The sequence below is a fragment of the Stenotrophomonas aracearum genome, from assembly GCF_031834615.1.
GTDB lineage: Bacteria > Pseudomonadota > Gammaproteobacteria > Xanthomonadales > Xanthomonadaceae > Stenotrophomonas > Stenotrophomonas aracearum.
This window is the reverse complement of the sequence record NZ_CP115543.1, coordinates 3,430,913-3,454,584: the sequence shown is the minus strand read 5'-3', so window position 1 is coordinate 3,454,584 and position 23,672 is coordinate 3,430,913. Positions and strand designations below refer to the sequence as shown.

The window sequence follows — 23,672 nt, the reverse complement described above, 5'->3', positions numbered from 1 at the left end:
CGTGCGCCGCTTCAATCTTTCCGAATGGGCGCTGGGCAACCGCGCGCTGGTGCTGTTCGCCATGCTCGCCTTCGCCATCATCGGTGCGTGGTCGTACAAGCACCTGGGCCAGTCCGAGGATCCGCCGTTCACCTTCAAGGTAATGGTGGTGCGCACGCTGTGGCCGGGCGCCACTGCCGAGCAGGTGTCGCGGCAGGTGACCGAGCCGATCGAGAAGGCGCTGTTGAACACCGGGCAGTACGAGTTCATCCGCTCGTATTCGCGCCCGGGCGAGTCGCAGGTGATCTTCGTGGCGCGCGACAGCCTGCGTTCCAAGGCGATTCCCGACCTGTGGTACCAGGTGCGCAAGCGGGTGGGCGACATCAAGCCGACCCTGCCGCGCGAGATCGTAGGGCCGTTCTTCAACGATGAGTTCGGCGACACCTTCGGCAACATCTATGCGTTGACTGGGCAGGGCTTCGACTACGCGGTGATGCGCGACTACGCCGACCGCATCCAGCTGGAGCTGCAGCGGGTGCCGGACGTGGGCAAGATCGAGCTGGAAGGGCTGCAGGACGAGAAGATCTGGATCGAGCTGTCCAACACCAAGCTGGCCACGCTGGGCGTGTCGCTGCAGCAGGTGCAGCAGGCGCTGGCCGACCAGAACGCCATCACCGCGACCAGCTTCTTCGAAACGCCGACCGACCGTGTGCAGCTGCGCGTGACCGGTCAGTTCCAGAGCGTGGACGACATCCGCCGCTTCCCGATCCAGGCCGGCGACCGCACCCTGCACCTGGGCGACATCGCCGAGATCAAGCGCGGCTTCGCGGATCCGGCCTCGCCGAAGATGCGCTTCATGGGCGAGGACGCGATCGGCATTGCGGTGGCGATGAAGGACGGTGGCGACATCCTCAAGCTGGGTTCGACCCTGGATGCGGAGTTCGAACGCCTGCAGAAGACGCTGCCGGCCGGCATGCAGCTGCGCAAGGTCTCCGACCAGCCGCATGCGGTGGAAGAGTCGGTGGGCGAGTTCGTGCAGGTGCTGACCGAGGCGGTGGTGATCGTGCTGCTGGTCAGCTTCTTCTCGCTGGGCCTGCGCACCGGCCTGGTGGTGGGTGTGACCATTCCGCTGGTGCTGGCGATGACGTTCTTCGTCATGCATTACTTCGACATCGGCCTGCACAAGATTTCGCTGGGCGCGCTGGTGCTGGCGTTGGGCCTGCTGGTGGACGATGCGATCATCGCGGTGGAGATGATGGCCACCAAGATGGAGCAGGGCTACGACCGCCTGCGTGCGGCCAGTTTTGCGTGGGAGTCGACGGCGTTCCCGATGTTGACCGGTACGTTGATCACGGCGGCGGGCTTCCTGCCGATCGCCACGGCGGCGTCGAGCACGGGCGAATACACGCGTTCGCTGTTCCAGGTGGTGACCATCGCGCTGGTGGTGTCGTGGATCGCGGCGGTGCTGTTCATTCCGTACCTGGGCGACAAGATGCTGCCGGACCTGTTCAATCCGCAGCCGCCGAAGCCGGGCAGTTTCGCGGCGCGCTGGCATGCGCGGCGGCAGGCATGGGGAGATCGGTTCCCGGCGCTGTCGCGGTTCATCGTGCCCAAGCAGCATGCGCACGACCATGATCCGTACCAGCGGCCGTTCTATACGCGCTTCCGGCGATTCCTGGACGGCTGCCTGCGCCATCGCTGGTGGGTGATCGCGGCGACGGCGGCGCTGTTCGTGTTCTCGCTGCTGATGTTCCGCTTCGTGCCGCAGCAGTTCTTCCCGGATTCGACCCGGCCGGAGCTGATGGTGGACATCGAGCTGGCCGAAGGTGCGTCGCTGCAGGCGACGCAGGCGCAGGCGCACAAGCTGGAGACGCTGTTGAAGGGGCGGGACGGCATCAGCAACTACGTGGCCTACGTGGGCACGGGGTCGCCGCGTTTCTACCTGCCGCTGGACCAGCAGCTGCCGGCGACCAATTTCTCGCAGTTCGTGGTGTTGACCGAGAACGCGGAGGCGCGTGAGGCGACGCGGAGCTGGTTGCTGAAGGAGGTGATTCCGCAGTTCCCGGACGTGCAGATGCGGGTGACGCGTCTTGAGAACGGGCCGCCGGTCGGCTATCCGGTGCAGATGCGGGTGTCGGGCGAGCACATCGAGCAGGTGCAGGCGATCGCGCGCAAGGTGGAGGCGAAGGTGCGGGAGAACCCGCATGTGATGAACGTGAACCTGGACTGGAGCGAGCCGAGCAAGGTGGTGCGGCTGGTGATCGACCAGGACCGTGCGCGGGCGTTGGGGGTGAGCAGTGCGCAGGTGAGCCAGCTGTTGGGCACGTCGTTGTCGGGGATGAGCGTGAGCACGTACCGGGAGGGCAACCGCCTGATTGAGATGCTGCTGCGCGGTCCGGACAATGAGCGGGTGCGGCTGGACATGCTGGGCAGCCTGGCGATTCCGACGGCGAGCGGTACGTCGGTGACGTTGTCGCAGGTGGCGCGGCTGGAGTATGTGTTCGAGGACGGGATCATCTGGCACCGCAACCGGTTGCCGACGGTGACGGTGCGTGCGGACATCGGTGATGGGAAGCAGCCGCTGGATGTGGTGCAGCAGTTGCTGCCGACGCTGGAGGGGATCCGGGCGGAGCTGCCGTCGGGGTATCTGCTGGAGACGGGCGGTACGGTGGAGGATTCGGCGCGTGGGCAGAATTCGATCAAGGCGGGCATGCCGTTGTTCCTGATCGTGGTGGCGACGTTGCTGATGCTGCAGCTGCGCAGTTTCTCGCGGGCGGCGATGGTGCTGGTGACGGCCCCTCTCGGGATCATCGGGGCGACGTTGTTCCTGCTGTTGTTCCGGGCGCCGTTCGGGTTCGTGGCGCTGCTGGGGACGATCGCGCTGGCGGGGATGATCATGCGTAATTCGGTGATCCTGATCGATCAGATCCAGCAGGACATCGATGCAGGGCATGACCGTTGGCACGCGATCATCGATGCGACGGTGCGCCGGTTCCGGCCGATCGTGCTGACGGCGCTGGCGGCGGTGCTGGCGATGATTCCGCTGTCGCGCAGTGCGTTCTATGGGTCGATGGCGATTTCGATCATGGGCGGGCTGATCGTGGGCACGGTGTTGACGCTGGTGTTCCTGCCGGCGCTGTATGCGGCTTGGTTCCGGGTGAAGCCGGATGAGGCTGGGGAACAGGCGTGATCATTGCGGCGCGAAGAGCGGCGCTTTGATTCATACGTGCTGGGCCGGCCGCCGGGCAGCCCCGCTCCGGGACACGCCGCAAGTACGTCCTTGTAGGCTGCTAGAAAACATCCATGTTTTCTAGCGTCCCTCCGGGGGCTACCCGGCGGCCGCCCCCGATGGTTGGTCGTGGGCGGTTGGGAAGGGCTACAACCGCGCCAACACGGCGTCGGTGGCCTGCGTGGTCGATACGGCCTGGCCCTTTGCTGCGAGGTCGGCGGTGAATACGCCGTCGTCCAACGCGGCATGCACGGCGGCTTCTACTGCTGCCGCTTCTGCTTCCAATCCCAACGAATGGCGCAGCAGCATCGCGGCGCTGAAGAGGGTGGCGTACGGGTTGGCGATGCCCTTGCCGGCAATGTCGGGGGCCGAACCGTGGATGGGTTCGTAGATGCCTACGGCGCCGGGTTCGCCCAGCGATGCCGACGGCAGCAGGCCGAGGGAGCCGGCCAGCATCGAGGCCTCATCGGTCAGGATGTCGCCGAACATGTTCTCGGTGACGATTACGTCGTACTCGCGCGGCTTGGCCAGCAGGTGCATGGCCATGGAGTCGACCAGCTGGTGTTCGAGGGCGATCTCGGGGAACTCTTCGCGGCCGATGCGTGCGGCGACGTCGCGCCACAGGCGCGAGGTCTCCAGGACGTTGGCCTTGTCCACCGATGTGACCTTGCCACGGCGCTGCTGGGCGAGGCGGAAGGCGCTGCGCATGACGCGCTCGATCTCGCCGACGCTGTAGCTGCACAGGTCGCTGGCGGTGTCGGCGGTGCGGGTCTTTTCGCCGAAGTAGATGCCGCCGGTGAGTTCGCGCACGACGACGAAGTCGACGCCTTCGAGCAGTTCGGCCTTGATCGGCGAGGCGCCGAGGGCGGCGGGGTGGGTGCGTACGGGGCGCAGGTTGGCGTACAGGCCGAGGGCCTTGCGGATGGCAAGCAGGCCCTGTTCGGGCCGGACTTTGGCGTTGGGGTCGGACCACTTCGGGCCGCCCACCGCGCCGAGCAGGATGGCGTTGGCCTGGCGGCAGGCGTCGAGGGTGGCGGCGGGGAGCGGTTCGCCGTGGCGGTCGATGGCGATGCCACCGATGTCGTGCTCGCTGAAGGTGAAGGTGTGGCCAAAGCGTTCGGCGACGGCGCCCAGCACCGCGACGGCGGCAGCGGCGACTTCGGGACCGATGCCATCACCGGGTAAAACGACGATCTCAGCGTGCATGTTCACTCTCGTAACGTTCAATGTCAGGGGTACGGCCCAGCAGATACCCCAGCTGGTCCACGCCTTCCAGCAGGCAGGTCTGCGAGAAGCCGTCCAGCGGGAAGGTGTACACGCGGCCGTCGGGCGTGCGCAGTTCGCGCGCGGCGACGTCCACGGTCAAGGCATCGTCGGGTCGCTGCATCAGGGTCTGTACGTCGGCTTCGTCCAGCACGATCGGCAGCAGGCCGTTCTTCAGGGCGTTGCCACGGAAGATGTCGGCGATCTCGCTGCTGACGATGGCGCGCAGGCCCAGGTCGGCCAGCGCCCACGGCGCGTGCTCGCGGGAGGAGCCGCAGCCGAAGTTGCGTCCGGCCAGCAGGATGCTGCGGCCGGCGTTGTGCGGCTGGTTGAAGGCAAACGCGGGGTTCGGGGCGCCGTCGGCCTGCCAGCGCCAGTCGTTGAAGGCGTGCTTGCCGAGCCCGGCGCGTTCGGTGGTGGACAGGAACCGCGCCGGAATGATCTGGTCGGTGTCGATGTTGGTCTCGCGCAGCACGACGCTGGTCGAGGTCAGGGTGCGGAAGCCGCTCATCAGGCCACCTCCTGTGCGGCATACAGGTCACGGGGGTCGGCCACCCGGCCGTTCACCGCGGCCCAGGCGGCGGTCATCGGCGAGGCCAGCAGGGTGCGCGAGCCGGGGCCCTGGCGACCTTCGAAATTGCGGTTGCTGGTGCTCACCGCCAGCTGGCCGGGGGCGACCAGGTCGCCGTTCATGGCGATGCACATCGAGCAGCCCGGTTCGCGCCATTCGGCACCGGCCGCGCGCACGATGGAGTGGATGCCTTCGGCTTCGGCCTGGCGCTTGACGATCTCCGAGCCCGGCACCACCAGCATGCGCACACCGGAAGCGACGTGGCGGCCCTGCAGCACCTGCGCCACTTCGCGCATGTCGCTCAGCCGGCCGTTGGTGCAGGAGCCGACAAACACCACGTCGACGGGGGTGCCGGCCAGGGTCTGCCCGGCGTGGAAGTGCATGTAGTCCAGGCCCTTCTGGTCGGCGGCATCGTTGGCAGCCGGAATCGGCGCGTCCACCGCGATGGCGGTGCCCGGATGGGTGCCCCAGGTCAGGGTCGGGCGGATGTCGGCGGCGTCGATGCGTACTTCGGCGTCGAAGCGTGCGCCCTCGTCGCTGCGCAGCTGCTTCCACTGCGCCACGGCCAGGTCGAATTCGATGCCCTTCGGGCCGCGCGGGGTGTTGGCGACCCAGTCGAAGGTGACCTGGTCGGGCGCGACCATGCCGGCGCGGGCGCCGGCTTCGATCGACATGTTGCACAGGGTCATGCGCTGCTCCATGTCCATCGCGGTGATTGCGCTACCGCGGAATTCCAGCACGTGCCCGGTGCCGCCGTTGACGCCGATCACGCCGATGATGTGCAGCACCACGTCCTTGGCGCCCACGCCGGGCGCCAGCGTGCCATCGACGGTGATCGCCATCGTTTTGGCCTTGCGCTGCAGCAGGCACTGGGTGGCCAGCACGTGGCCCACTTCGCTGGTGCCGATGCCGAACGCCAGCGCGCCGAACGCACCGTGCGTGGAGGTGTGGCTGTCGCCGCAGACGATGGTCATGCCCGGCTGGGTGAAGCCCTGCTCGGGCGCGATGACGTGCACGATGCCGCGGTTGGCCGACTGCATGTCGAACAGTTCAATGCCGTGCTCGGCGCAGTTGCGCGCCAGCATCGCCACCTGCGCTTCGGAGGCGGCGCTGGCGTAGGGCAGGGTGCCATCGGCCGCCGCCGGCAGGGTCGGGGTGGAGTGGTCCATGGTCGCCTTGGTCCGGTCCGGGCGGCGCGGGGACAGGCCGCGCTCGCGCAGTTCGGTGAACGCCTGCGGCGAGGTCACTTCATGGATCAGGTGCAGGTCGATGTACAGCACGGCGGGCGCGCTGTCCGATTCGGGCACGACCACGTGGGCGTCCCACAGTTTGTCGTACAGGGTGCGGGGAGCTGGGGTCATGGGATGGCCTTGCGGGTTCATGTGACGATAGTGCGGAAAGGTCGAATCAGGAAGCGCGCAGGCGCGCGTCGAAGCGCAGCCGCACGTAGTCGGCGGTCCACTGTCCGTGCGCGTTGCGCTGGCTGGGCGCGAGCAGCGCCACGGTGTCGTCGATCACGCGCTGGCGCTGGGTGCTGTCCAGCCCGGCCAGGAACGGCGACGCGAACGTGCGCAGCCAGCCGGCCATGCCGGTGGGCAGCACGGTCGGGCGCGGCAGGGACTCGATGTGGCGGACCTGGAAGCCATGCGCGCGCAGGCGCTCGGCATACTCATCGGCGCTGGGGAAGTACCACGGGAACGCCGGCACCGCATGGCCGTTGCTGCACAGTGCGGCTTGCAATGCGCTGGTGACGGTGGCCACGTTGCCCTGGCCGCCCATCTCGGCGACGAAGCGACCGCCACTGCGCAGGGCGCGGCGCACGCCGTCGATCACCCGGTCCGGTTCGCGCATCCAGTGCAGCGCCGCATTGCTGAACACGGCATCGAAGCAGCGCTCGAAGGTCATCGCATGCGCGTCCATCAGGCGGGCGTCCAGGCCGCGCGCGCGGGCGCCACCGATCAGCTCCGGCGAGCTGTCCACGCCCACGACCGTTGCACCGCTGAGCGCCAGGTCGAACGTGAGCACGCCGTCGCCGCAGCCCAGGTCCAGGATGAGCTCGCCGCGCTGCGGGTCGAGCAGGCGGGCCACCGCGCCGCCGAGCACCGGCACGAAGCCGGCGTCGATGGCGTAGTCGTGCGCGTTCCATTGCTGGGTGCTGTCGGGGACGAACGGCGAGTCGAAGGCGCTCATGCGGGATTCCTCAGGCGGCCGCGGTGGCGGCGGTGTGTTCGGTACTGGCCTGGCGCTGGCGCAGCAGGCGGTTGGCCACGTCCAGCCAGGCCAGCGCGGAGGCCTCGATGATGTCGCGGCTGGTGCCGGTCCCTTCGTACTCCACGCCGTCGTGGCGTACGCTCAGGTTCGCTTCGCCGCGCGCGTCGGCGCCGATGCCCACGCTGTGCACGTGGTAGCTGTCCAGCATCAGCTGTGCGCCGGTGGCGGCCGCCAGCGCGCCGAACAGCGCATCCACCGGGCCATCGCCCTGCGCGGTTTCGGCGACGCGGTTGCCGTCCGGGTCGGACAGTTCGACCAGCGCATTGGCGCGGCTGCCGACGTCGCTGATGGTCATCGAAGCCAGGCGGTAGCCGTTCTGGGTGGAGCTGCCCTGCATCAGTACCTGCAGGTCGGCATCGGTGACCACGCGCTGCTGCTCGCACAGCGACTTGAACTGTTCGAACACCAGCTTCAGTTCTTCTTCCTCCAGCCAGAAGCCCAGGGCGCGCAGGCGCGCTTCCACTGCGGCCCGGCCGCTGTGCCGGCCCAGCACCATCTGCGAATTTTCCCAGCCCACGTCTTCCGGGCGCATGATCTCGTAGGTGCCGCGGTGGCGCAGCATGCCGTGCTGGTGGATGCCCGACTCGTGCGCGAACGCATTGGCGCCCACGATCGCCTTGTTGCGCTGGACCGGCATGCCGACCAGGCGCTGCAGCAGCTGCGAGGTGGAGACGATGCGCGGGGTGTTGATCCGGGTGTCTTCCTCGTAGAAGGCGTTGCGCACCTTCAGCACCATCGCCAGTTCTTCCAGGGAGCAGTTGCCGGCGCGCTCGCCGATGCCGTTGATGGTGCACTCCACCTGGCGCGCGCCGCCTTCGATGGCGGCCAGCGAGTTGGCCACGGCCAGACCCAGGTCGTTGTGGCAATGCGCGCTGAAGATGATGCGGTCGCTGTCGGGCACGCCGGCGATGACCCGCTGGAACATGCCGCGGATCTCCTCGGGGGTGGTGAAGCCCACGGTGTCGGGCAGGTTGATGGTGGTGGCGCCGGCGGCCACCGCCACGCGCGCGACTTCCACCAGGAAGTCTTCTTCGGTGCGGGTCGCATCTTCGGCGGAGAATTCCACGTCGTCGATGTAGCTGCGCGCCAGGCTGACGTGCTTGTGCACCGACTCCAGCACCTGCTCGCGGCTCATGCGCAGCTTGTGCTCGCGGTGCAGCGGGCTGGTCGACAGGAACACGTGCAGGCGCGCGTTGGCCGCCGCGTCCAGGGCGCGGGCCGAGGTCTCGATGTCGGTGGCCAGACAGCGCGACAGCACCGCCAGGGTCGGGCGGCGCACTTCGCGGCCGATCATGGCCATCGCGTCGCGGTCGGACTGCGAGCTGGCCGGGAAGCCGGTCTCGATGATGTCCACGCCCAGCTCGTCGAGCGCGCGGGCCATCACCAGCTTCTGCTGCGGGCTCATGCTGCAGCCGGGCGACTGTTCGCCGTCGCGCAGGGTGGTGTCGAAAATTCGAATTCGGGGGGAGTTGGGCGTGGTCACCAGGAGGTCTCCTCGACGGCAAGGTCGGATGGCAAGGCAGGGGAAGGAAGAACGGGGGAAGTCGGGGGTGGCGCGAGCACGGTCGGTAGGGGCGGCCGTGTTCGCTCGCTGGCGCGGCGGCGCGGTTTGCGCGGTGCGCGCGGGCGGATGTCGGAGAGCAGCTGGGCCAGCACCATCGCGTCGATGTTGCCGCCGGAGACCACCGCGCACTTGCGCCGGCCGGCGACGCGGCGGCCGGCCGCCAGCGCCAGCGCACCGGCGCCTTCGGCGATGATGTGTTCTTCCAGTGCCAGCCGTACCAGCGTTTCGCGCAGCTCGGCTTCGCGCACGATCACTACGTCGTCCAGCAGCGCGCTGCACAGGCGGCGGGTCAGCTGGCCGGGAATCTTTACCTTGACGCCGTCGGCCAGGGTCGGCACCGGCGCGATCTCACGGCTGTCGCCCCGGATCGCGCGGGCCATCGAATCGACCCCTTCGACCTGCGCGCCGACGATGCGCACGCCCTGTGATTTCAGGGCCAGCGCCACGCCCGAGGCCAGGCCGCCACCGCCGATCGGCACGATCACCACGTCCGGCGCGTGCGCGGCCAGCTCGATGCCCAGCGTGCCCTGGCCGGCGATCACGTCGGGGTCGTCGAACGCGGACAGGAAGCGATAGCCGTGCTGTTCGGCCAGTGCGCGGGCGAAGGCATAGGCCTCGTCATAGCTGTTGCCATGCTGGCGCACGGTGGCGCCCCAGTGCGCCACGCCGGCGATCTTCGTCGCCGGGGCGCCATGCGGCATCACCGTGATCGCCGGAATGTCCAGCCGATAGGCCGACCACGCCACGCCCTGGGCGTGGTTGCCGGCCGAGGCGCAGATCACCGGGCGGTCGTCGCCGCGCTCGCGCCCGGCCAGCAGCGCGTTCAACGCACCGCGCACCTTGTACGACCCGGTGCGCTGCAGGTTCTCCAGCTTCAGCCAGGTACCGAACCGCTCTGCGTAATGCAGCGGGGTCGGCGGCAGGAACCGGCGCAGCCGCGCCTGCGCGGCCAGCACGTCGGCGACGCTTACGTCGCCTACTTCCGGTTCCTGGGGCGCGCGGCTAGCAGGCATGGCCATGACACGCAGGCACGACCCGGTCGCGCGACGTCGACGGGCCTGCGAGAAGACCCCTCCGTACCGGCACCGTAACCACGGTGCGGGCGTTCATGCCGATACTCCAGCGCCGGGCTCCAGCGCGCTGATCCGCACCGACACGCAGTCGTAGATCTTCTCGATCTGGCGGCACAGGGTTTCCGGCGGACGGGTGCTGTCCACCACCAGCTGCAGGTGCCAGCGGCCATCGTCGGCGGCATTGGGTGCGCCGACGATCGCGCGCGGCGCGAAGCCGCGGCGTTCGGCCATGCCGATCACGCGCAGCAGCGCGCCTTCGGCGGGTACCAGCACCAGGTCAAGCCGGTATTGCATGGGGGAACTCCTGCGGCTGGTGGGCGGGGTTGCTTTCCAGCATGGTGCTGTTGGCATTGTTGGGCGGCACCAGTGGCCACACGTTGGCGCGCGCGTCGATGGCCACGTGCAGCAGCGCCGGGCCGGGTTCGGCCAGCAGCGCGGCCAGGCCGCCTTCGACGTCGTCGCGCGCCTCGATGCGGGTGGCGGGAATGCCGAACACCTTGGCCAGTGCGGCGAAGTCCGGGTTGTCGGACAGGTCGATCTCGCTGTAACGCTCGGCGAAGAACAGCTCCTGCCACTGCCGGACCATGCCCAGCGAACTGTTGTCCAGCAGCACGATCTTCACCGGCAGGCGGCAGCGTGCGATGGTGGCCAGCTCCTGCACGTTCATCATGAAGCTGCCATCGCCGGAAACCAGCACCACGGTGCGCTCGGGACAGGCGAACTGCGCGCCCATCGCCGCCGGCAGGCCGAAGCCCATGGTGCCCAGCGCGCCGCTGGTCAGGTGGTTGCGCGGATGGTTGAAGCGGCAGTGCTGGGCCACCCACATCTGGTGCTGGCCGACATCGCAGGCAATGATTGCGTCGGCCGGGGCGACTTCGCTCAGGCGCTTCAGCAGGGCGGGCGCGTAGATGTGTGCACCGGGCGCGTCGTAACGGGCGGCGAAGCGCTCGCGGTGGGTCGCGCAGCGCTTGCGCCACGCGTCCTGTGCCGGTGCGGGGCTGGGCAGCGCGGCGGTCAGCGCACGCAGTGCGGTGCCGACGTTGCCGGGTACCGCGACATCGGCGGTGCGCAGCTTGGAGATTTCATAGGCGTCGGCGTCGATGTGGATGACCCGCGCGAACGGTGCGAACTCGTTCAACTTGCCGGTGGCACGGTCGTCGAAACGTGCGCCGACCACCACCAGCAGGTCGCTTTCCTGCACCGCCATGTTGGCCGCGCGGGTGCCGTGCATGCCCAGCATGCCCAGGTAATGCGGGTGCTGCGCCGGCAAGCCGCCCAGGCCGCGCAGGGTCAGCACGGTGGGCATGGCGGTGGCATTGACGAAGGCACGAAAGTCTTCGACCGCATCGCCCAGGGCGACGCCGCCGCCGGCGTAGATCACCGGCTTTTCGGCAGCCTGGATCGCGGCGATGGCGGCGGCCACGGCCTCGTCCTGCGGCGCGGCCGGCGGGTTGACCGTTTCCGGCACGTGCGTCGGCAGGTGGCTGGCGTCGGCGATCTGCACGTCCTTGGGCAGGTCGATCAGCACCGGGCCGGGGCGGCCTTCGCGGGCAATGCGGAAGGCTTCGCGGACGATGCGCGGCAGCTCGTCGACCGAACGCACCAGCCAGCTGTGCTTGACGATCGGCAGGGTCAGGCCGAACACGTCCAGTTCCTGGAACGCGTCGGTGCCCAGCAGCGGGGTGGCGACCTGGCCGGTGATGCAGACCATCGGCACCGAATCCAGCATCGCATCGGCGATGCCGGTGACCAGGTTGGAGGCGCCCGGGCCGGAGGTGGCCACGCACACCCCGACCCGGCCGCTGGCGCGGGCATAGCCGTTGGCGGCCAGGGCCGCGCCCTGTTCGTGGCGGACCAGGATGTGCTTGAGCCCCGAGTCCACCAGGGCGTCGTAGAAGGGCATGATGGTGCCGCCCGGATAGCCGAACAGCGTGTCGACGCCCTCGGCTTCCAGGGCCTGCGTCAACCAGCGTGCGCCGTTGCGGGGCGCGGTGCTGTGTGCGGAGGTGTTCATGCGGTGACCTTTGCGAAAGCGGTGGGGGAGCCGCGCGGTTACGCGGCTTGACTTTGCAACCAGACCATCTTGGCGCGCAGTTCCTTGCCTACCTTCTCGATCGGATGTTCCAGGTCGGCCTGCTTGAACTTGTTGTAGTTCGGCAGGCCCGCTTCGTATTCGGCCACCCAGTTCTTGGTGAAGGTGCCGTCCTGGATGTCGGTCAGCACCGCCTTCATGCGCTCCTTGGTGCCGGCGTCGATCACCCGCGGGCCGCTCACGTAGTCGCCGTACTGCGCGGTTTCCGAGATGAACTCGAGCATGCGGGTGATGCCGCCTTCGTAGAACAGGTCCACGATCAGCTTCAGTTCGTGCAGCACTTCGTAGTAGGCGATTTCCGGCTGGTAACCGGCTTCCACAAGCGTTTCGAAACCGGCCTGGACCAGCGCCGAGGCGCCGCCGCACAGCACCGCCTGCTCACCGAACAGGTCGGTTTCGGTTTCTTCCTTGAAGGTGGTCTGGATCAGGTTGGCGCGCGCGCCGCCCAGGCCAGCGGCATAGGCCAGCGCGTACTCGGCGGCCTTGCCGCTGCGGTCCTGGTAGACCGCCCAGATGCACGGCACGCCACGGCCGATTTCGTATTCGCGGCGGACCAGCGCGCCCGGGCCCTTGGGCGCGACCAGCACCACGTCCAGGTCCTCGCGCGGGGCGATCATGTTGAAGTGCACGTTCAGGCCGTGCGCGAACAGCAGTACCGCACCCTGTTTCATGTTCGGTGCCAGCACGTCTTCGTAGAGCTTCTTCTGCACCATGTCCGGGGTCAGTACGGCGACCAGGTCGGCGTCCTTGACGGCCTCGGCCGGGGCCTTCACGGTGAAGCCGTCCGCCTGCGCCTTGACTTCGGTCGGGCCGCCGGGACGCAGGCCGATGACCACATCGAAGCCGGACTCACGCAGGTTGAGGGCGTGGGCGCGGCCCTGGCTGCCATAGCCGACAACAGCGATCTTGATCTGGGGCAGGTCGTTGGTGCTCATGGGGGAGGTCCTCTGGAAGATGTAGCGGAAGGAAGAAGAATCGAAGGGTTCTGAAACGAAAAAACCCGCACCTGGGTGGGTGCGGGTTTCGATGGATACCTGGCAGTTCTGCTTACACGCCGGTCCGTCCCGCACCTGTTGGTTGGGTAATAAGTACGAGGACAAGAAGCGAACGGATCGAGGCCGCGCCGGGTCCGGCGTGCTCAATGGATTCGCAAATGGGCGTGTGGCGCTGCAACATGTGATCGAGAAAACCACAGCGGTTTTGCCGCTGTCAACCGTGGAAAGCCGATTTCCAACAGTTTCGCCTGTATCCAGCGCAACGCCTTGTCGCATAAGGATGGTTGCGGGTGAAATCGTTCCGGTGAACCCGGGTTCAAGTATTGAAGCGGGGTTTCCGCGCGGAATATCGGCTTGAGCGTGTGTCGTGCATGACCATTGTCGGATGTGCGAACGCGGCCGCTGCGGCGACCATCGGCGGGTTATCTCTCTACCTGGAATCCGGAACCGTGTCCCGACCCCTTGCCCGTGCCGTACTGGCCACTGCGCTGCTGTGCGCGCTGCCGCTGTTCTCTTCCGCTGCCGACCGGGTGACCGGGCGGGACTTCGCGACCCGTTCGGAGGTGATCGCGCCGCATGCGATGGCGGCGACGTCGCAGCCGCTGGCCACGCAGATCGCGCTGGACGTGATGAAGGGCGGCGGCTCGGCGGTGGATGCGGCCATTGCCGCGAATGCGGCGCTGGGGTTGATGGAGCCGACCGGCAATGGGGTGGGCGGGGACCTGTTCGCGATCGTGTGGGACCCGAAGACGCAGAAGCTGTACGGCTACAACGGCTCGGGCCGGTCGCCGAAGTCGCTGACGCTGGCGGAGTTCCAGCGGCGTGGGTTGAAGGACATTCCGGCGACGGGGCCGCTGCCGGTATCGGTGCCCGGCGCGGTGGATGGCTGGTTCGCGCTGCATGACAAGTTCGGCCGCAAGCCGATGGCGGACAACCTGGCGCCGGCGATCCGCTATGCGCGCGAGGGACATCCGGTGGCGGAGGTGATCGCGTACTACTGGGACCGTTCGGTGCCGAAGCTGTCGCAGTACCCTGGCTTCAAGGAGCAGTTCACGATCAACGGGCATGCGCCGCGCAAGGGCGAGCTGTGGAAGAACCCGAACCTGGCGAACACGCTGGAGCAGATTGCAACGGGCGGGCGCGATGCGTTCTACAAGGGCGACATCGCGCGCACGATCGGTACGTACTTCAAGGCGAACGGTGGCTACCTGAGCTATGAGGACATGGCGAGCCACCACGGGGAATGGGTGGAGCCGGTGAGCAGCAACTATCGCGGCTATGACGTGTGGGAGCTGCCGCCGAACAGCCAGGGCATCGCGGCGCTGCAGATCCTGAACGTGCTGGAAGGCTACGATTTCTCGAAGATTCCGTTCGGGTCGCCGGAGCATGTGCACCTGTTCGTGGAGGCGAAGAAGCTGGCGTTCGCGGACCGGGCGCGGTTCTACACGGACCCGGCGTTCCAGCCGGCGCCGGTGCAGAAGCTGGTGTCGAAGGAGTATGCGGCGGAGCGTCGCAAGCTGATCTCGATGGACAAGGCGCTGCGCGAGGTGCAGCCGGGCACGCCGAAGCAGCTGGAGGAGGGCGACACGATCTACATGACGGTGGCGGACGCGGACGGGATGATGGTGTCGTTGATCCAGTCGAACTACCGGGGCATGGGCAGCGGCATGGCGCCGCCGGGGCTGGGCTTCATCCTGCAGGATCGCGGTGAGATGTTCGTGCTGCGCAAGGACCATCCGAACGGCTATGCGCCGGGCAAGCGTCCGTTCCAGACCATCATTCCGGGCTTCGTGACCAAGGACGGGAAGCCGTACATGAGCTTCGGGGTGATGGGCGGTGCGATGCAGCCGCAGGGCCATGCGCAGATCGTGATGAACATGGTGGACTTCGGGATGAACCTGCAGGAGGCGGGCGATGCGCCACGCATCCAGCATGAGGGCTCGACCGAACCGACCGGTCAGGCCACGGCGATGAGCGATGGTGGCGAAGTCAACCTGGAAACGGGCTATCCGTATGAAACCGTGCGCGCGCTGATGCGCAAGGGACATCGCGTTACCTTCGCCGACGGCCCCTACGGCGGCTACCAGGCGATCATGCGCGACCCGGAAACGGGCGTGTACTACGGCGCTTCGGAAAGCCGCAAGGACGGGCAGGCGGCGGGGTACTGACGGCTGGCATTCCCGGATTGCGGTGGGTAACTGCCAAATCCGGGATTGCATGAATTCGGTAGAGCCGGGCCCTGCCCGGCTGCTGTTGGATTCAGGCGAGCAGCCGCCTTCTGCGCAGTTTCCCTGGTCAGGGCCGTCGGGTGCGGGTTTGTGGGGGACGCTGCAAGTACGTCCATGTAAGCTCATCGCCGCATCCATGCGGCTCGTGCCCCCTCAAACCCACCCCCGCCGACCCTCCGACAGTTGGCAGGTGAGTCACCGAAAAGCGGTAGAGCCGGGCCTTGCCCGGCTGCTCTTTCTCACCGCACACGACCATGTATGGGGGCGGCCGCCGGGTAGCCCCCGGAGGGACGCTAGAAAACATGGATGTTTTCTAGCAGCCTACATGGACGTATTCACGGCGTGTCCCGGAGCGGGGCTGCCCGGCGGCCGCCCCTGCACGTATGAATTGAAACGCTGCTTCTAGGACTCAGCGCGAGACGCCTCATCGCGCGTCTCTTCCTGCGCGGCAATTTCGCGTTCTATCCAGGCATCCATCATGCGCCGCGCGCGCTGGGCGCGCCGGCGTTGCAACTGATGCTCGGTATCCAGCACGCGATACAGCGATACGATCACCGCCAGCATCAACAGCGCGAAGGGCAGGGCCGCAATGGTGATCATGCCCTGCAACGCATCCAGCCCGCCGGCCAGCAGCAGTACCGCGGCAATCAGCGCGATCGCCACGCCCCAGGTGATGCGCCGCGCCAGCGGCGGGTCGCCGGCCTGGTCGGTGGACATGCTCGCCAGCACCAGCACCGCCGAGTCGGCCGAGGTGACGAAGAAGATCATCAGCAGCAACAGCGCGATCACCGACAGCACACCCGGCATCGGCAGGCTGTCGAACATGGTGAACAGCACGGTCTCGTAGCCGTTGCCCAGCGCCTGGGCGAGGTCGACATGGCCAAAGATCTGCGACCACAACGCGGTGCCGCCAAACACCGAGAACCACAGGAAGCCGAGCACGGTGGGCGCGATCACCACGCCGAGCACGAATTCGCGGATGGTACGGCCGCGAGAAACACGGGCAATGAACGAGCCCACGAACGGTGCCCACGCGATCCACCACGCCCAGTAGAAGATCGTCCAGTCCGCCACCCAGGTGCTGCCCGAGAACGGCGACATGCGCAGGCTCATCGTGACCAGCTGGTTGAGGTAACCGCCCAGCGTCGTGGTGAAGGTGTCGAAGATGAAACCGGTGGGCCCGAGCACCAGCACCAGTGCCAGCAGCAGTGCGGCCAGTCCCAGGTTGATGTTGGACAGCCACTTGATGCCGCGCTGCACGCCGCTGGTGGTGGACGCCATGTACAACACGAAGGCGACGGCGATGATGGTCAACTGCGTGGGCACGTCGGAGTGGATGCCGAACACCCGCTCCAGGCCGGCGGCGATCTGGATGGTGCCGAAGCCCAGCGTGGTGGCGACACCGATCGCGGTGGCCACCACCGCCGCCACGTCCACCACCGTGCCCATCCAGCCGCGATGGTGTGCACCGATCAGCGGTTGCAGCAGATCGCTGATCTGGCCGCGACCATTGCGGTTGAACTGGAACCACGCCATCGCCAACCCGATCAGGGCGTAGATCGCCCACGGGTGCAGGCCCCAGTGGAAGAACACGTAGCGCATCGCGGCGCGCGCCGCTTCCATGCTCTGCGGCGGCAGGCCCTCGGGCGGGGTGACGAAGTGCGAGACCGGCTCGGCCGCGCCCCAGAACACCAGGCCGATGCCCATGCCCGCCGCGAACAGCATCGCCATCCAGCTGGCGTTGGAGAACTCCGGCTCGGCGTCTTCGCCGCCGATGCGCAGGCTGCCCAGCCGGCCAAAGGCGAGGTAGAGCAGGAAGGAGAGGGTGATGAACACCACCAACAGGTACAGCCACCCCGCGCCGCGGACGATGTGGACCAGACCGCCGCGGACGATGTCATTGAAGGCATCCGGGGCGATGCCGGCGGCCAGCACCAGCAGCAGGACCAGCGCGATGGAGATTCTGAAGACCATGCCGGGCAGTCTAGCCAAGCCCGGATGACACCCGTGTTCACGTTCGGGCCGGGCTGTGCTCTAATCCGCCCCGAAGCGGGGGTACCGCGGCCCTGGGGCCACGGTTGAGACAGTCCCATCGAACCTGATCCGGTTGATACCGGCGTAGGGAAGCTTCGCTACAGCAGCTGCATGCCGCGCGGGACCCGTGCGCCCTGCGACTGCCGTGCGCCGCCGCTTCGTCCCCGTTCCGCACACCCCGTGCGGGCGAGTACCCAGGACGATGTCGTGAACGCACAAACTTCCAGCCTGCAGCAGCAGGCCCAGCAACTCTCCGCCTCGGTCACCCGGCCGATCCCCGGCTCGCGCAAGATCCACGTACCCGGCTCGCGCAGCGACCTGCAGGTGCCGATGCGCGAAATCGCGCTGACCCGTACCCCCACGCTGTTCGGGGGCGAGGAAAACGCCCCGCTGACCGTCTATGACACCTCCGGCCCGTACACCGACCCGGAGGCGCGCATTGATCTCTCCACCGGCCTGCCGGCCCTGCGTGCCGGCTGGGTGGCCGAACGCGGCGACACCGAACTGCTACCGCACTTGAGCTCTGCCTTCGGACGCTCACGCGAAACCGACACCCGCCTGGACGCCGTGCGCTTCCCCTCGCGCCTGCAGCCACGCCGCGCGCTGGCCGGCGCCAACGTCACCCAGATGCATTACGCGCGGCGCGGCATCATCACTCCGGAGATGGAGTTCGTCGCCATCCGCGAGAACCAGCGGCTGGAGCAGGTGCGCGACAAGGCGCTGCTGGCGCAGCACCCCGGACAATCGTTCGGCGCGTCCATTCCCGCAGTCATCACGCCCGAATTCGTCCGCTCGGAAATCGCGCGCGGGCGTGCGGTGCTGCCCAACAACATCAACCACCCCGAAAGCGAACCGATGATCATCGGCCGCAACTTCCTCACCAAGATCAACGCCAACATCGGCAACAGCGCCGTGTCCTCGGGCATCGCCGAGGAAGTGGAAAAACTGGTCTGGGCGATCCGGTGGGGCGGCGACACGGTGATGGACCTGTCCACCGGCAAGCACATCCATGAAACCCGCGAATGGATCCTGCGCAACTCGCCGGTGGCGATCGGTACCGTGCCGATCTACCAGGCGCTGGAGAAGGTCGACGGCCGTGCCGAGGAACTGACCTGGGAGATCTTCCGCGACACCCTGGTCGAACAGGCCGAACAGGGGGTGGATTACTTCACCGTCCACGCCGGCGTGCTGCTGCGCCATGTGCCGCTCACCGCGAAGCGGGTCACCGGCATCGTCTCGCGCGGTGGGTCGATCATGGCCAAGTGGTGCCTGGCGCATCACCGCGAGAACTTCCTGTACACACATTTCGAAGAGATCTGCGAAATCATGAAGGCCTACGACGTGACCTTCTCGCTTGGCGATGGCCTGCGCCCGGGCTGCATTGCCGACGCCAACGACGCGGCGCAGTTCGGTGAACTCGAAGCGCTGGGCGAACTCACGAAGATCGCCTGGAAGCACGACGTGCAGACCATGATCGAAGGGCCCGGCCACGTGCCCATGCAGCTCATCAAGGAGAACATGGACAAGCAGCTCCACGAGTGTGGGGAGGCACCGTTCTACACACTGGGGCCACTCACCACCGACATCGCGCCGGGTTATGACCACATCACCAGCGCGATCGGTGCGGCGATGATCGGCTGGTATGGCACCGCGATGCTCTGCTACGTCACCCCCAAGGAGCACCTCGGGCTGCCCAACCGCCAGGACGTACGCGACGGCATCATGGCCTACCGCATCGCCGCGCATGCCGCCGACCTCGCCAAGGGCCATCCCGGTGCGCAGGTGCGCGACAACGCGCTGAGCAAGGCGCGCTTCGAGTTCCGCTGGGAAGACCAGTTCCACCTCGGCCTGGACCCGGAGAAGGCGCGTGAATTCCACGACGAGACCCTGCCCAAGGACGCGCACAAGCTGGCTCATTTCTGTTCGATGTGCGGGCCGCACTTCTGTTCGATGAAGATCACCCAGGACGTGCGCGACTATGCGGCCGGGCAGGGCCTGGACGAGCAGGACGCGCTGGCTGCAGGCATGGCCGAGAAGTCCAGCCAGTTCCGTGCACAGGGTGCACAGGTCTATCGGCAGGAGTGAGCTAAGCTCCGGGCACCACACTGGGGACCGGGGACGGACGATGGCGATTGCACGCACCACCAAGTGGCTGGCCATTGCCCGCCGGCATCCGTCGGCCTGGCTGCTGGGCGTGCAGTTGCTGGGCGTGCTGATGTACCCCGCCATGGACGAGTCCGGGGCCGGTCGCGCGCTGTTCGGCGCGTTCGGCATCGCCGTGCTGGGCCTGGCGATCTGGGTGGTGCGGCGCAGCCCGCTGGGGATGTGGCTGGCACTGGTGCTGGCCATTCCCTCGGTGGTGTTTTCCATCGCCGGCGCGTTGCTCGGGCGCCCGGCGCTGGTCACCACCGCGCAGCTGCTCGAATGCCTGCTGTACTTCTATACGGCTGGCAGCCTGATTGCCTACATGCTGCAGGACCACAAGGTCACCCGCGACGAGCTGTTCGCCGCGGGGGCCACCTTCACCCTGCTGGCGTGGGCGTTCGCCTTCGCCTTCGCGGTCTGCCAGCAGTGGTACCCGGGCAGCTTCGTAGCGACCAGCGAGAACGAGCTTCGCACCTGGATGGAATTGCTTTATCTGAGCTTCAGCTTGCTGTCTGGCGTTGGCCTCAGCGATGTGGTGCCCATCCACCCGCAGGCGCGTGCGCTGGTGATGCTCGAACAGTTCGCCGGCGTGATGTACGTCGCGCTGGTGGTGTCGCGCCTGGTGGGCCTGACCATGATTCGGAATGCACGAAGCTGAATCAACAATAAAACTTTGCTGAATCGCAGATAAAAAAATCGCGCCCGAAGGCGCGAATAGTGCAGCAAATTGTATGGATTCGTCGGCGAGAGAGGGCCTGATGTCTTCCCGACGCACAGGCGCCGTTTAACCTGCTTAGGCTAGTATTCGCGCGCTTCAGTGTTTTTGCGCTTTGCGCTGATGCCATGTGCGGAATCTGGCGGTTCGGTCGCTGCGTTCCAGTTGTTCAGTTGTCGCAGCAGTACCGGAATGAACGTCATAGAGAGTGAGACACCCGCTGCCGACCGCATCCGGATCGGCGAATGCACCATCACGCTGTCGTCGCGTGAAGTGGTGGTGGACGGCGCGCGCCGTCCGCGGCGCTTGACGCCCAAAGCGCTGGGTGTGCTCAAGGTGTTGATGCGCGTGCCCGGGGCGGTGGTCACCCGCGACGACCTGTTCGCCGAGGTCTGGCCGGACACGCTGCCCACCAACGATGTGCTGACCCAGGCCATCACCCAGTTGCGAAAAGCCTTCTCGCGCGACGACGAGGCCGGCACCGCCTATATCGAAACCATCGCCAAGACCGGGTACCGGCTGCTGCAGCCGGTGTCGGTGCTGGCCGAACCGCTGCCCGACGTCGACAGCGCGCCCGGTGACGACGAGCGCGACGCGCTGGCCGCCGTGTTCGCGGCCCCTGCGCCCGCGCCCGCGCCGCGTCCGCGCAGCCGCTGGCGGCGTACCCGCCGCTACGTGTTCCTGGCGATCGGCCTGGCCATGGCGATGGCGCTGCTGGTGCTGACCGCGCTGCTGCTGCAGCGCCCGGCCGGTGCACCCACGCCCAACGGCGTGCTGGAAGACGGCAGCCGCGTGGTCGGCAGCCCGCAGCGCCCGTACCGGCTGATCACCGCCACGGCGGGCTTTGAAACCTATCCCACGGTGTCGCCGGACGGGTCGCAGGTCGCCTACGAGGCCGACGATGCCAGCGGCGGCGGCAGCGCGATCAAGGTGCAGACCTCGGGCAATGCACCGGCACGCCTGCTCACCGACACCCCGGCCGGGCATTCCGACCGTTTCCCGAACTGGTCGCCGAACGGCCGCGACATTGCCTTCGCGCGCTTCGGGCCGGAGGCCAGCTGCGAAGTACTGATCGCCAGCGCGACCGGTGGTGCGATCCGCCATGTCACGCGCTGCGACGGTACCGAGCTGCTCAGCTTCGACTGGACCCCGGACGGGCGCGGTCTGGTGTTCGGTTCGTTGTCCGGTCGCCATGCGCACCGGGGCATCCGCGTGCTGGACATCGCCAGCGGCGCCTGGACCCCGGTCGACTACCCGGCTGCCGAGGACAGTTTCGACTATGCGCCGCGGTTCTCGCCCGATGGGCGCTGGATCGTGTTCGTGCGCAACCCGCAGATCGGCGACCTGTGGCGCCTGCCCGCCACCGGCGGCGAACCCGAACAGCTCACCAGCGATTCGGCCGAGATCCGCGGCTGGGCCTGGCGCGGCGACAGCCGCCACATCGTGTTCGGCCGGCGCGTCGACAGCGAAGCGCGCCTGTACGAACTGGACACCGAAACGCGCACGTTGCGCGATGTCGGCCTGGACGATGCGCAGTCGCCGGCACTGTCGCGACACAGCAACATGCTGGCGTTCGTGCACCGCAAGGCGCAGTTCGGCCTGTTCCGCGTGCCGGTCAGGGACGGACGCCCCGGAACCCCCGAGCGCCTGTTCCCGTCCAACGGCCGCGATGGCCAGCCGATGCTGGCGCCGGATGGCCAGCAACTGGTGTTCACCTCCGATCGCTCCGGCAATTACGGCCTGTGGTGGGCCGACCTGGGCCGACCGGAGTCGCTGCGTCCGGTGGAAGGCCTGCGCCCGGAAACCCGCCAGTCGGCGGACTGGTCGCCCGACAGCCGGCACCTGCTGGTCTCCGGCCGCGACGCGCAGGCACAGCCGGTGATCTACGAAGTCTCACCGCGCGACGAGCAGATCGTGGCGTTGCCGGTACCGGTGGCGCAACCGTTGCAAGCGCTGTACGCCGGCGACAACGACCACATCCTGGTGGTCGAACGCGATCACGACGAACGCATGCGGTTGTCGCTGTTCGACCGCCGCGCAACACCGTGGAAGCTGCTCGGCAGCGTGGACGGCGTATCCCAGGCGCGGCTGGATCCGGCCCATCAGCGCGTGCTGTTCACCCGCTTGTCCGCCGGTGGCCTGTGGTCGGCCAACCTGCAACTGGATCCGGCCAGCGTGCAGCAGGTGAGCGAAGACCGCCCGTCGCGCTGGCGCTACCGCACCTGGGCGGTCGCACGCGACGGCAGCCTGGATTACCTGTCCAGCCGTGCCGACTGCTCCACCGTGTTCGCGCGCATCAATGCGCCTTCCAATGGTGAAGAAGTGTGCCTGGATGCGGATCGCCTCAGCGCCGGCAACGGCTTCAGCGCGCAGCCCGACGGCAGTGCCGTCTACCTGGCCCTGGCGGTCGCCGATGGCGCCGATATCGGCGTGATGACGCTGCCCGAACCGCCGCGCCCGGTGTTCTCGGCTGCGCCCAACCTGTTGTTCTGGAAAGGAAAGTAGTCGTCGTACTTTCTTCGTGATGGCATCGTGACGAATTCGGATCAATCTCGTCGAATCTTCCTGACCGCGTTGACCTGATTTGGCAAAACGGGAGCCCTGTTACGGCAAACCCCGGTGTACGTCATGCGTCAGCTTTCCCTGGCCGATCGCGGCCAATCGCTTTCCCTGGACAAGATCGTCGACGACGGTCCGCTGCCGACCTGTCTCGGTGTTGCCCGGCTGGGCAGCCTACAGACGGCCGGCACCACGTTCACCGTGTGGATGCAGCTGCGTGGCAGCGCCTGGGTCGAATCCAAGGAAGGCCGCTTCCGCCTGCGCCAGCGCGAATGGATTGCATTCGAGAAAGAGTCCAAGCCGATGATCCAGGCAGGCCGTGATGGCCTGTGCATCGGCCTGAGCCTGACCCCGGACGCGCTGCGCGCGCTGGGCGAACTGGCCGATTGCAGCCTGTACGCCGGGCGCGGCAGCATGTCGCGCAGCGAAGTGCGGGTGGCCCTGCGCCTGTGGCGCGACGTACTGGCCACTGGCCAACCGGCGCAGGCCCTGCGTCCGGTACTGCTGCACCTGGCCGCGATGCAGCGTGGCATGGCCACCGGCGTGCAGCGTTGCCCCGGTCGTTCGCGCATCCGCAAGCGCCAGGTGTTCGGGCGCATGCAGCGCGCGCGCCTGTACCTGGAAGGCAACAGCCACCGCGTGGTGCGCATCGGCGAACTGGCCGAACTGACCAACTTCTCCAGCTGGTACCTGTCCAAGACCTTCCAGAGCCTGTATGAAGAAAGCCCGCAGTCGCTGTCGGCGCGTCTTCGCCTGGAACGCGCGGCGGACCTGCTGCGCGACACCGACATGATGATTGGCGAAGTGGCAGCAGCCAGCGGTTTCGACAACTGCTGCAGCTTCGCGCGTGCGTTCCGCGCCCGTTATGGGCAGTCTGCGTCGGGCTTCCGCCAGACCGGTGGATCGCTTCCGCCAAAGTCGGCAAACAGTCCGGTGGCATCGCGCAAATAATTA

General features: G+C 67.4%; 16 protein-coding genes and 1 riboswitch. Of the genes, 6 read left to right on the top strand and 10 right to left on the bottom strand.

All coding sequences use genetic code 11. From position 1 onward, the window contains the following. The first annotated feature begins 1 nt into the window (after window position 1). A complete protein-coding gene (locus PDM28_RS15605; protein WP_311182753.1) occupies window positions 2-3,169 on the top strand; it encodes an efflux RND transporter permease subunit in 3,168 nt (1,055 codons plus the stop codon). A gap of 186 nt (window positions 3,170-3,355) precedes the next feature. Here the strand turns inward: PDM28_RS15605 and leuB are convergent, their stop codons facing one another. The 9 genes from leuB to ilvC form a co-directional block, all read right to left on the bottom strand. After that, window positions 3,356-4,414 (bottom strand): 3-isopropylmalate dehydrogenase, encoded by a 1,059-nt coding sequence (gene leuB / locus PDM28_RS15600; protein WP_311182752.1) that lies wholly within the window; start codon window positions 4,412-4,414, stop codon window positions 3,356-3,358. Continuing rightward, window positions 4,404-4,982 carry a 3-isopropylmalate dehydratase small subunit gene (gene leuD, locus PDM28_RS15595; RefSeq protein ID WP_311182751.1) on the bottom strand — a complete coding sequence of 193 codons (579 nt, stop codon included), beginning with the start codon at window positions 4,980-4,982 and terminating at the stop codon, window positions 4,404-4,406. Before leuD ends, leuB begins: the two co-directional genes overlap by 11 nt. Next, a complete protein-coding gene (gene leuC, locus PDM28_RS15590; RefSeq protein WP_311182750.1) occupies window positions 4,982-6,403 on the bottom strand; it encodes a 3-isopropylmalate dehydratase large subunit in 1,422 nt (473 codons plus the stop codon). The genes leuD and leuC overlap by 1 nt, the downstream gene beginning before the upstream one ends. A gap of 46 nt (window positions 6,404-6,449) precedes the next feature. Further along, window positions 6,450-7,232: a class I SAM-dependent methyltransferase gene (locus PDM28_RS15585; RefSeq protein ID WP_311182749.1), complete on the bottom strand. Its 783-nt coding sequence runs from the start codon at window positions 7,230-7,232 to the stop codon at window positions 6,450-6,452. Window positions 7,233-7,242: 10 nt separating this feature from the next. Continuing rightward, entirely contained in the window at window positions 7,243-8,796 is a 1,554-nt protein-coding gene (locus PDM28_RS15580; protein WP_425507608.1) for a 2-isopropylmalate synthase, read from the bottom strand. Beyond that, on the bottom strand, window positions 8,793-9,890 hold the full coding sequence (locus PDM28_RS15575; RefSeq protein WP_102945445.1) for a threonine dehydratase: 1,098 nt from the start codon (window positions 9,888-9,890) through the stop codon (window positions 8,793-8,795). Before PDM28_RS15575 ends, PDM28_RS15580 begins: the two co-directional genes overlap by 4 nt. 93 nt (window positions 9,891-9,983) lie before the next feature. Next, complete coding sequence (locus tag PDM28_RS15570; RefSeq protein ID WP_070208854.1) at window positions 9,984-10,244, bottom strand: ACT domain-containing protein; 261 nt, start codon at window positions 10,242-10,244, stop codon at window positions 9,984-9,986. After that, window positions 10,228-11,964, bottom strand: a complete 1,737-nt coding sequence (ilvG, locus tag PDM28_RS15565; RefSeq protein WP_311182748.1) for an acetolactate synthase 2 catalytic subunit — start codon at window positions 11,962-11,964, stop codon at window positions 10,228-10,230. Before ilvG ends, PDM28_RS15570 begins: the two co-directional genes overlap by 17 nt. A gap of 38 nt (window positions 11,965-12,002) precedes the next feature. Further along, entirely contained in the window at window positions 12,003-12,977 is a 975-nt protein-coding gene (gene ilvC, locus PDM28_RS15560; protein WP_070208856.1) for a ketol-acid reductoisomerase, read from the bottom strand. Window positions 12,978-13,486: 509 nt separating this feature from the next. Between ilvC and ggt the strand changes: the two genes are divergently transcribed. Further along, on the top strand, window positions 13,487-15,205 hold the full coding sequence (ggt, locus tag PDM28_RS15555; protein ID WP_311182747.1) for a gamma-glutamyltransferase: 1,719 nt from the start codon (window positions 13,487-13,489) through the stop codon (window positions 15,203-15,205). 462 nt (window positions 15,206-15,667) lie between these two features. Here ggt and PDM28_RS15550 read toward each other — a convergent pair whose 3' ends face one another. Further along, the gene (locus tag PDM28_RS15550; protein WP_311182746.1) at window positions 15,668-17,239 is read right to left on the bottom strand and encodes a BCCT family transporter; all 1,572 of its coding nucleotides are present in this window, start codon (window positions 17,237-17,239) and stop codon (window positions 15,668-15,670) included. Window positions 17,240-17,306: 67 nt separating this feature from the next. Further along, window positions 17,307-17,408: riboswitch (TPP riboswitch) on the top strand. A gap of 98 nt (window positions 17,409-17,506) precedes the next feature. On the opposite strand from PDM28_RS15550, the gene thiC reads away from it, so the two are divergent. From thiC to PDM28_RS15530, 4 genes are all read left to right on the top strand, one after another. Next, window positions 17,507-19,384 (top strand): phosphomethylpyrimidine synthase ThiC, encoded by a 1,878-nt coding sequence (gene thiC, locus PDM28_RS15545; protein ID WP_311182743.1) that lies wholly within the window; start codon window positions 17,507-17,509, stop codon window positions 19,382-19,384. Window positions 19,385-19,424: 40 nt separating this feature from the next. Then, window positions 19,425-20,102 carry an ion channel gene (locus PDM28_RS15540; RefSeq protein ID WP_102945128.1) on the top strand — a complete coding sequence of 226 codons (678 nt, stop codon included), beginning with the start codon at window positions 19,425-19,427 and terminating at the stop codon, window positions 20,100-20,102. A 249-nt stretch (window positions 20,103-20,351) separates the two neighbouring features. After that, on the top strand, window positions 20,352-22,664 hold the full coding sequence (locus tag PDM28_RS15535; RefSeq protein WP_311182742.1) for a winged helix-turn-helix domain-containing protein: 2,313 nt from the start codon (window positions 20,352-20,354) through the stop codon (window positions 22,662-22,664). Between the two features lie 123 nt (window positions 22,665-22,787). After that, on the top strand, window positions 22,788-23,669 hold the full coding sequence (locus PDM28_RS15530; RefSeq protein WP_102945447.1) for a helix-turn-helix transcriptional regulator: 882 nt from the start codon (window positions 22,788-22,790) through the stop codon (window positions 23,667-23,669). Window positions 23,670-23,672: the final 3 nt, after the last annotated feature.

Coding starts and splice junctions, on each gene's coding strand:
- PDM28_RS15530 (WP_102945447.1), top strand. CDS start 22,788: ATGCGTCAGCTTTCCCTGGCCGATCGCGGCCAATCGCTTTCCCTGGAC.
- ilvC (WP_070208856.1), bottom strand. CDS start 12,977: ATGAGCACCAACGACCTGCCCCAGATCAAGATCGCTGTTGTCGGCTAT.
- PDM28_RS15550 (WP_311182746.1), bottom strand. CDS start 17,239: ATGGTCTTCAGAATCTCCATCGCGCTGGTCCTGCTGCTGGTGCTGGCC.
- PDM28_RS15535 (WP_311182742.1), top strand. CDS start 20,352: ATGAACGTCATAGAGAGTGAGACACCCGCTGCCGACCGCATCCGGATC.
- ilvG (WP_311182748.1), bottom strand. CDS start 11,964: ATGAACACCTCCGCACACAGCACCGCGCCCCGCAACGGCGCACGCTGG.
- leuC (WP_311182750.1), bottom strand. CDS start 6,403: ATGACCCCAGCTCCCCGCACCCTGTACGACAAACTGTGGGACGCCCAC.
- PDM28_RS15585 (WP_311182749.1), bottom strand. CDS start 7,232: ATGAGCGCCTTCGACTCGCCGTTCGTCCCCGACAGCACCCAGCAATGG.
- PDM28_RS15540 (WP_102945128.1), top strand. CDS start 19,425: ATGGCGATTGCACGCACCACCAAGTGGCTGGCCATTGCCCGCCGGCAT.
- leuB (WP_311182752.1), bottom strand. CDS start 4,414: ATGCACGCTGAGATCGTCGTTTTACCCGGTGATGGCATCGGTCCCGAA.
- PDM28_RS15570 (WP_070208854.1), bottom strand. CDS start 10,244: ATGCAATACCGGCTTGACCTGGTGCTGGTACCCGCCGAAGGCGCGCTG.
- leuD (WP_311182751.1), bottom strand. CDS start 4,982: ATGAGCGGCTTCCGCACCCTGACCTCGACCAGCGTCGTGCTGCGCGAG.
- PDM28_RS15575 (WP_102945445.1), bottom strand. CDS start 9,890: ATGCCTGCTAGCCGCGCGCCCCAGGAACCGGAAGTAGGCGACGTAAGC.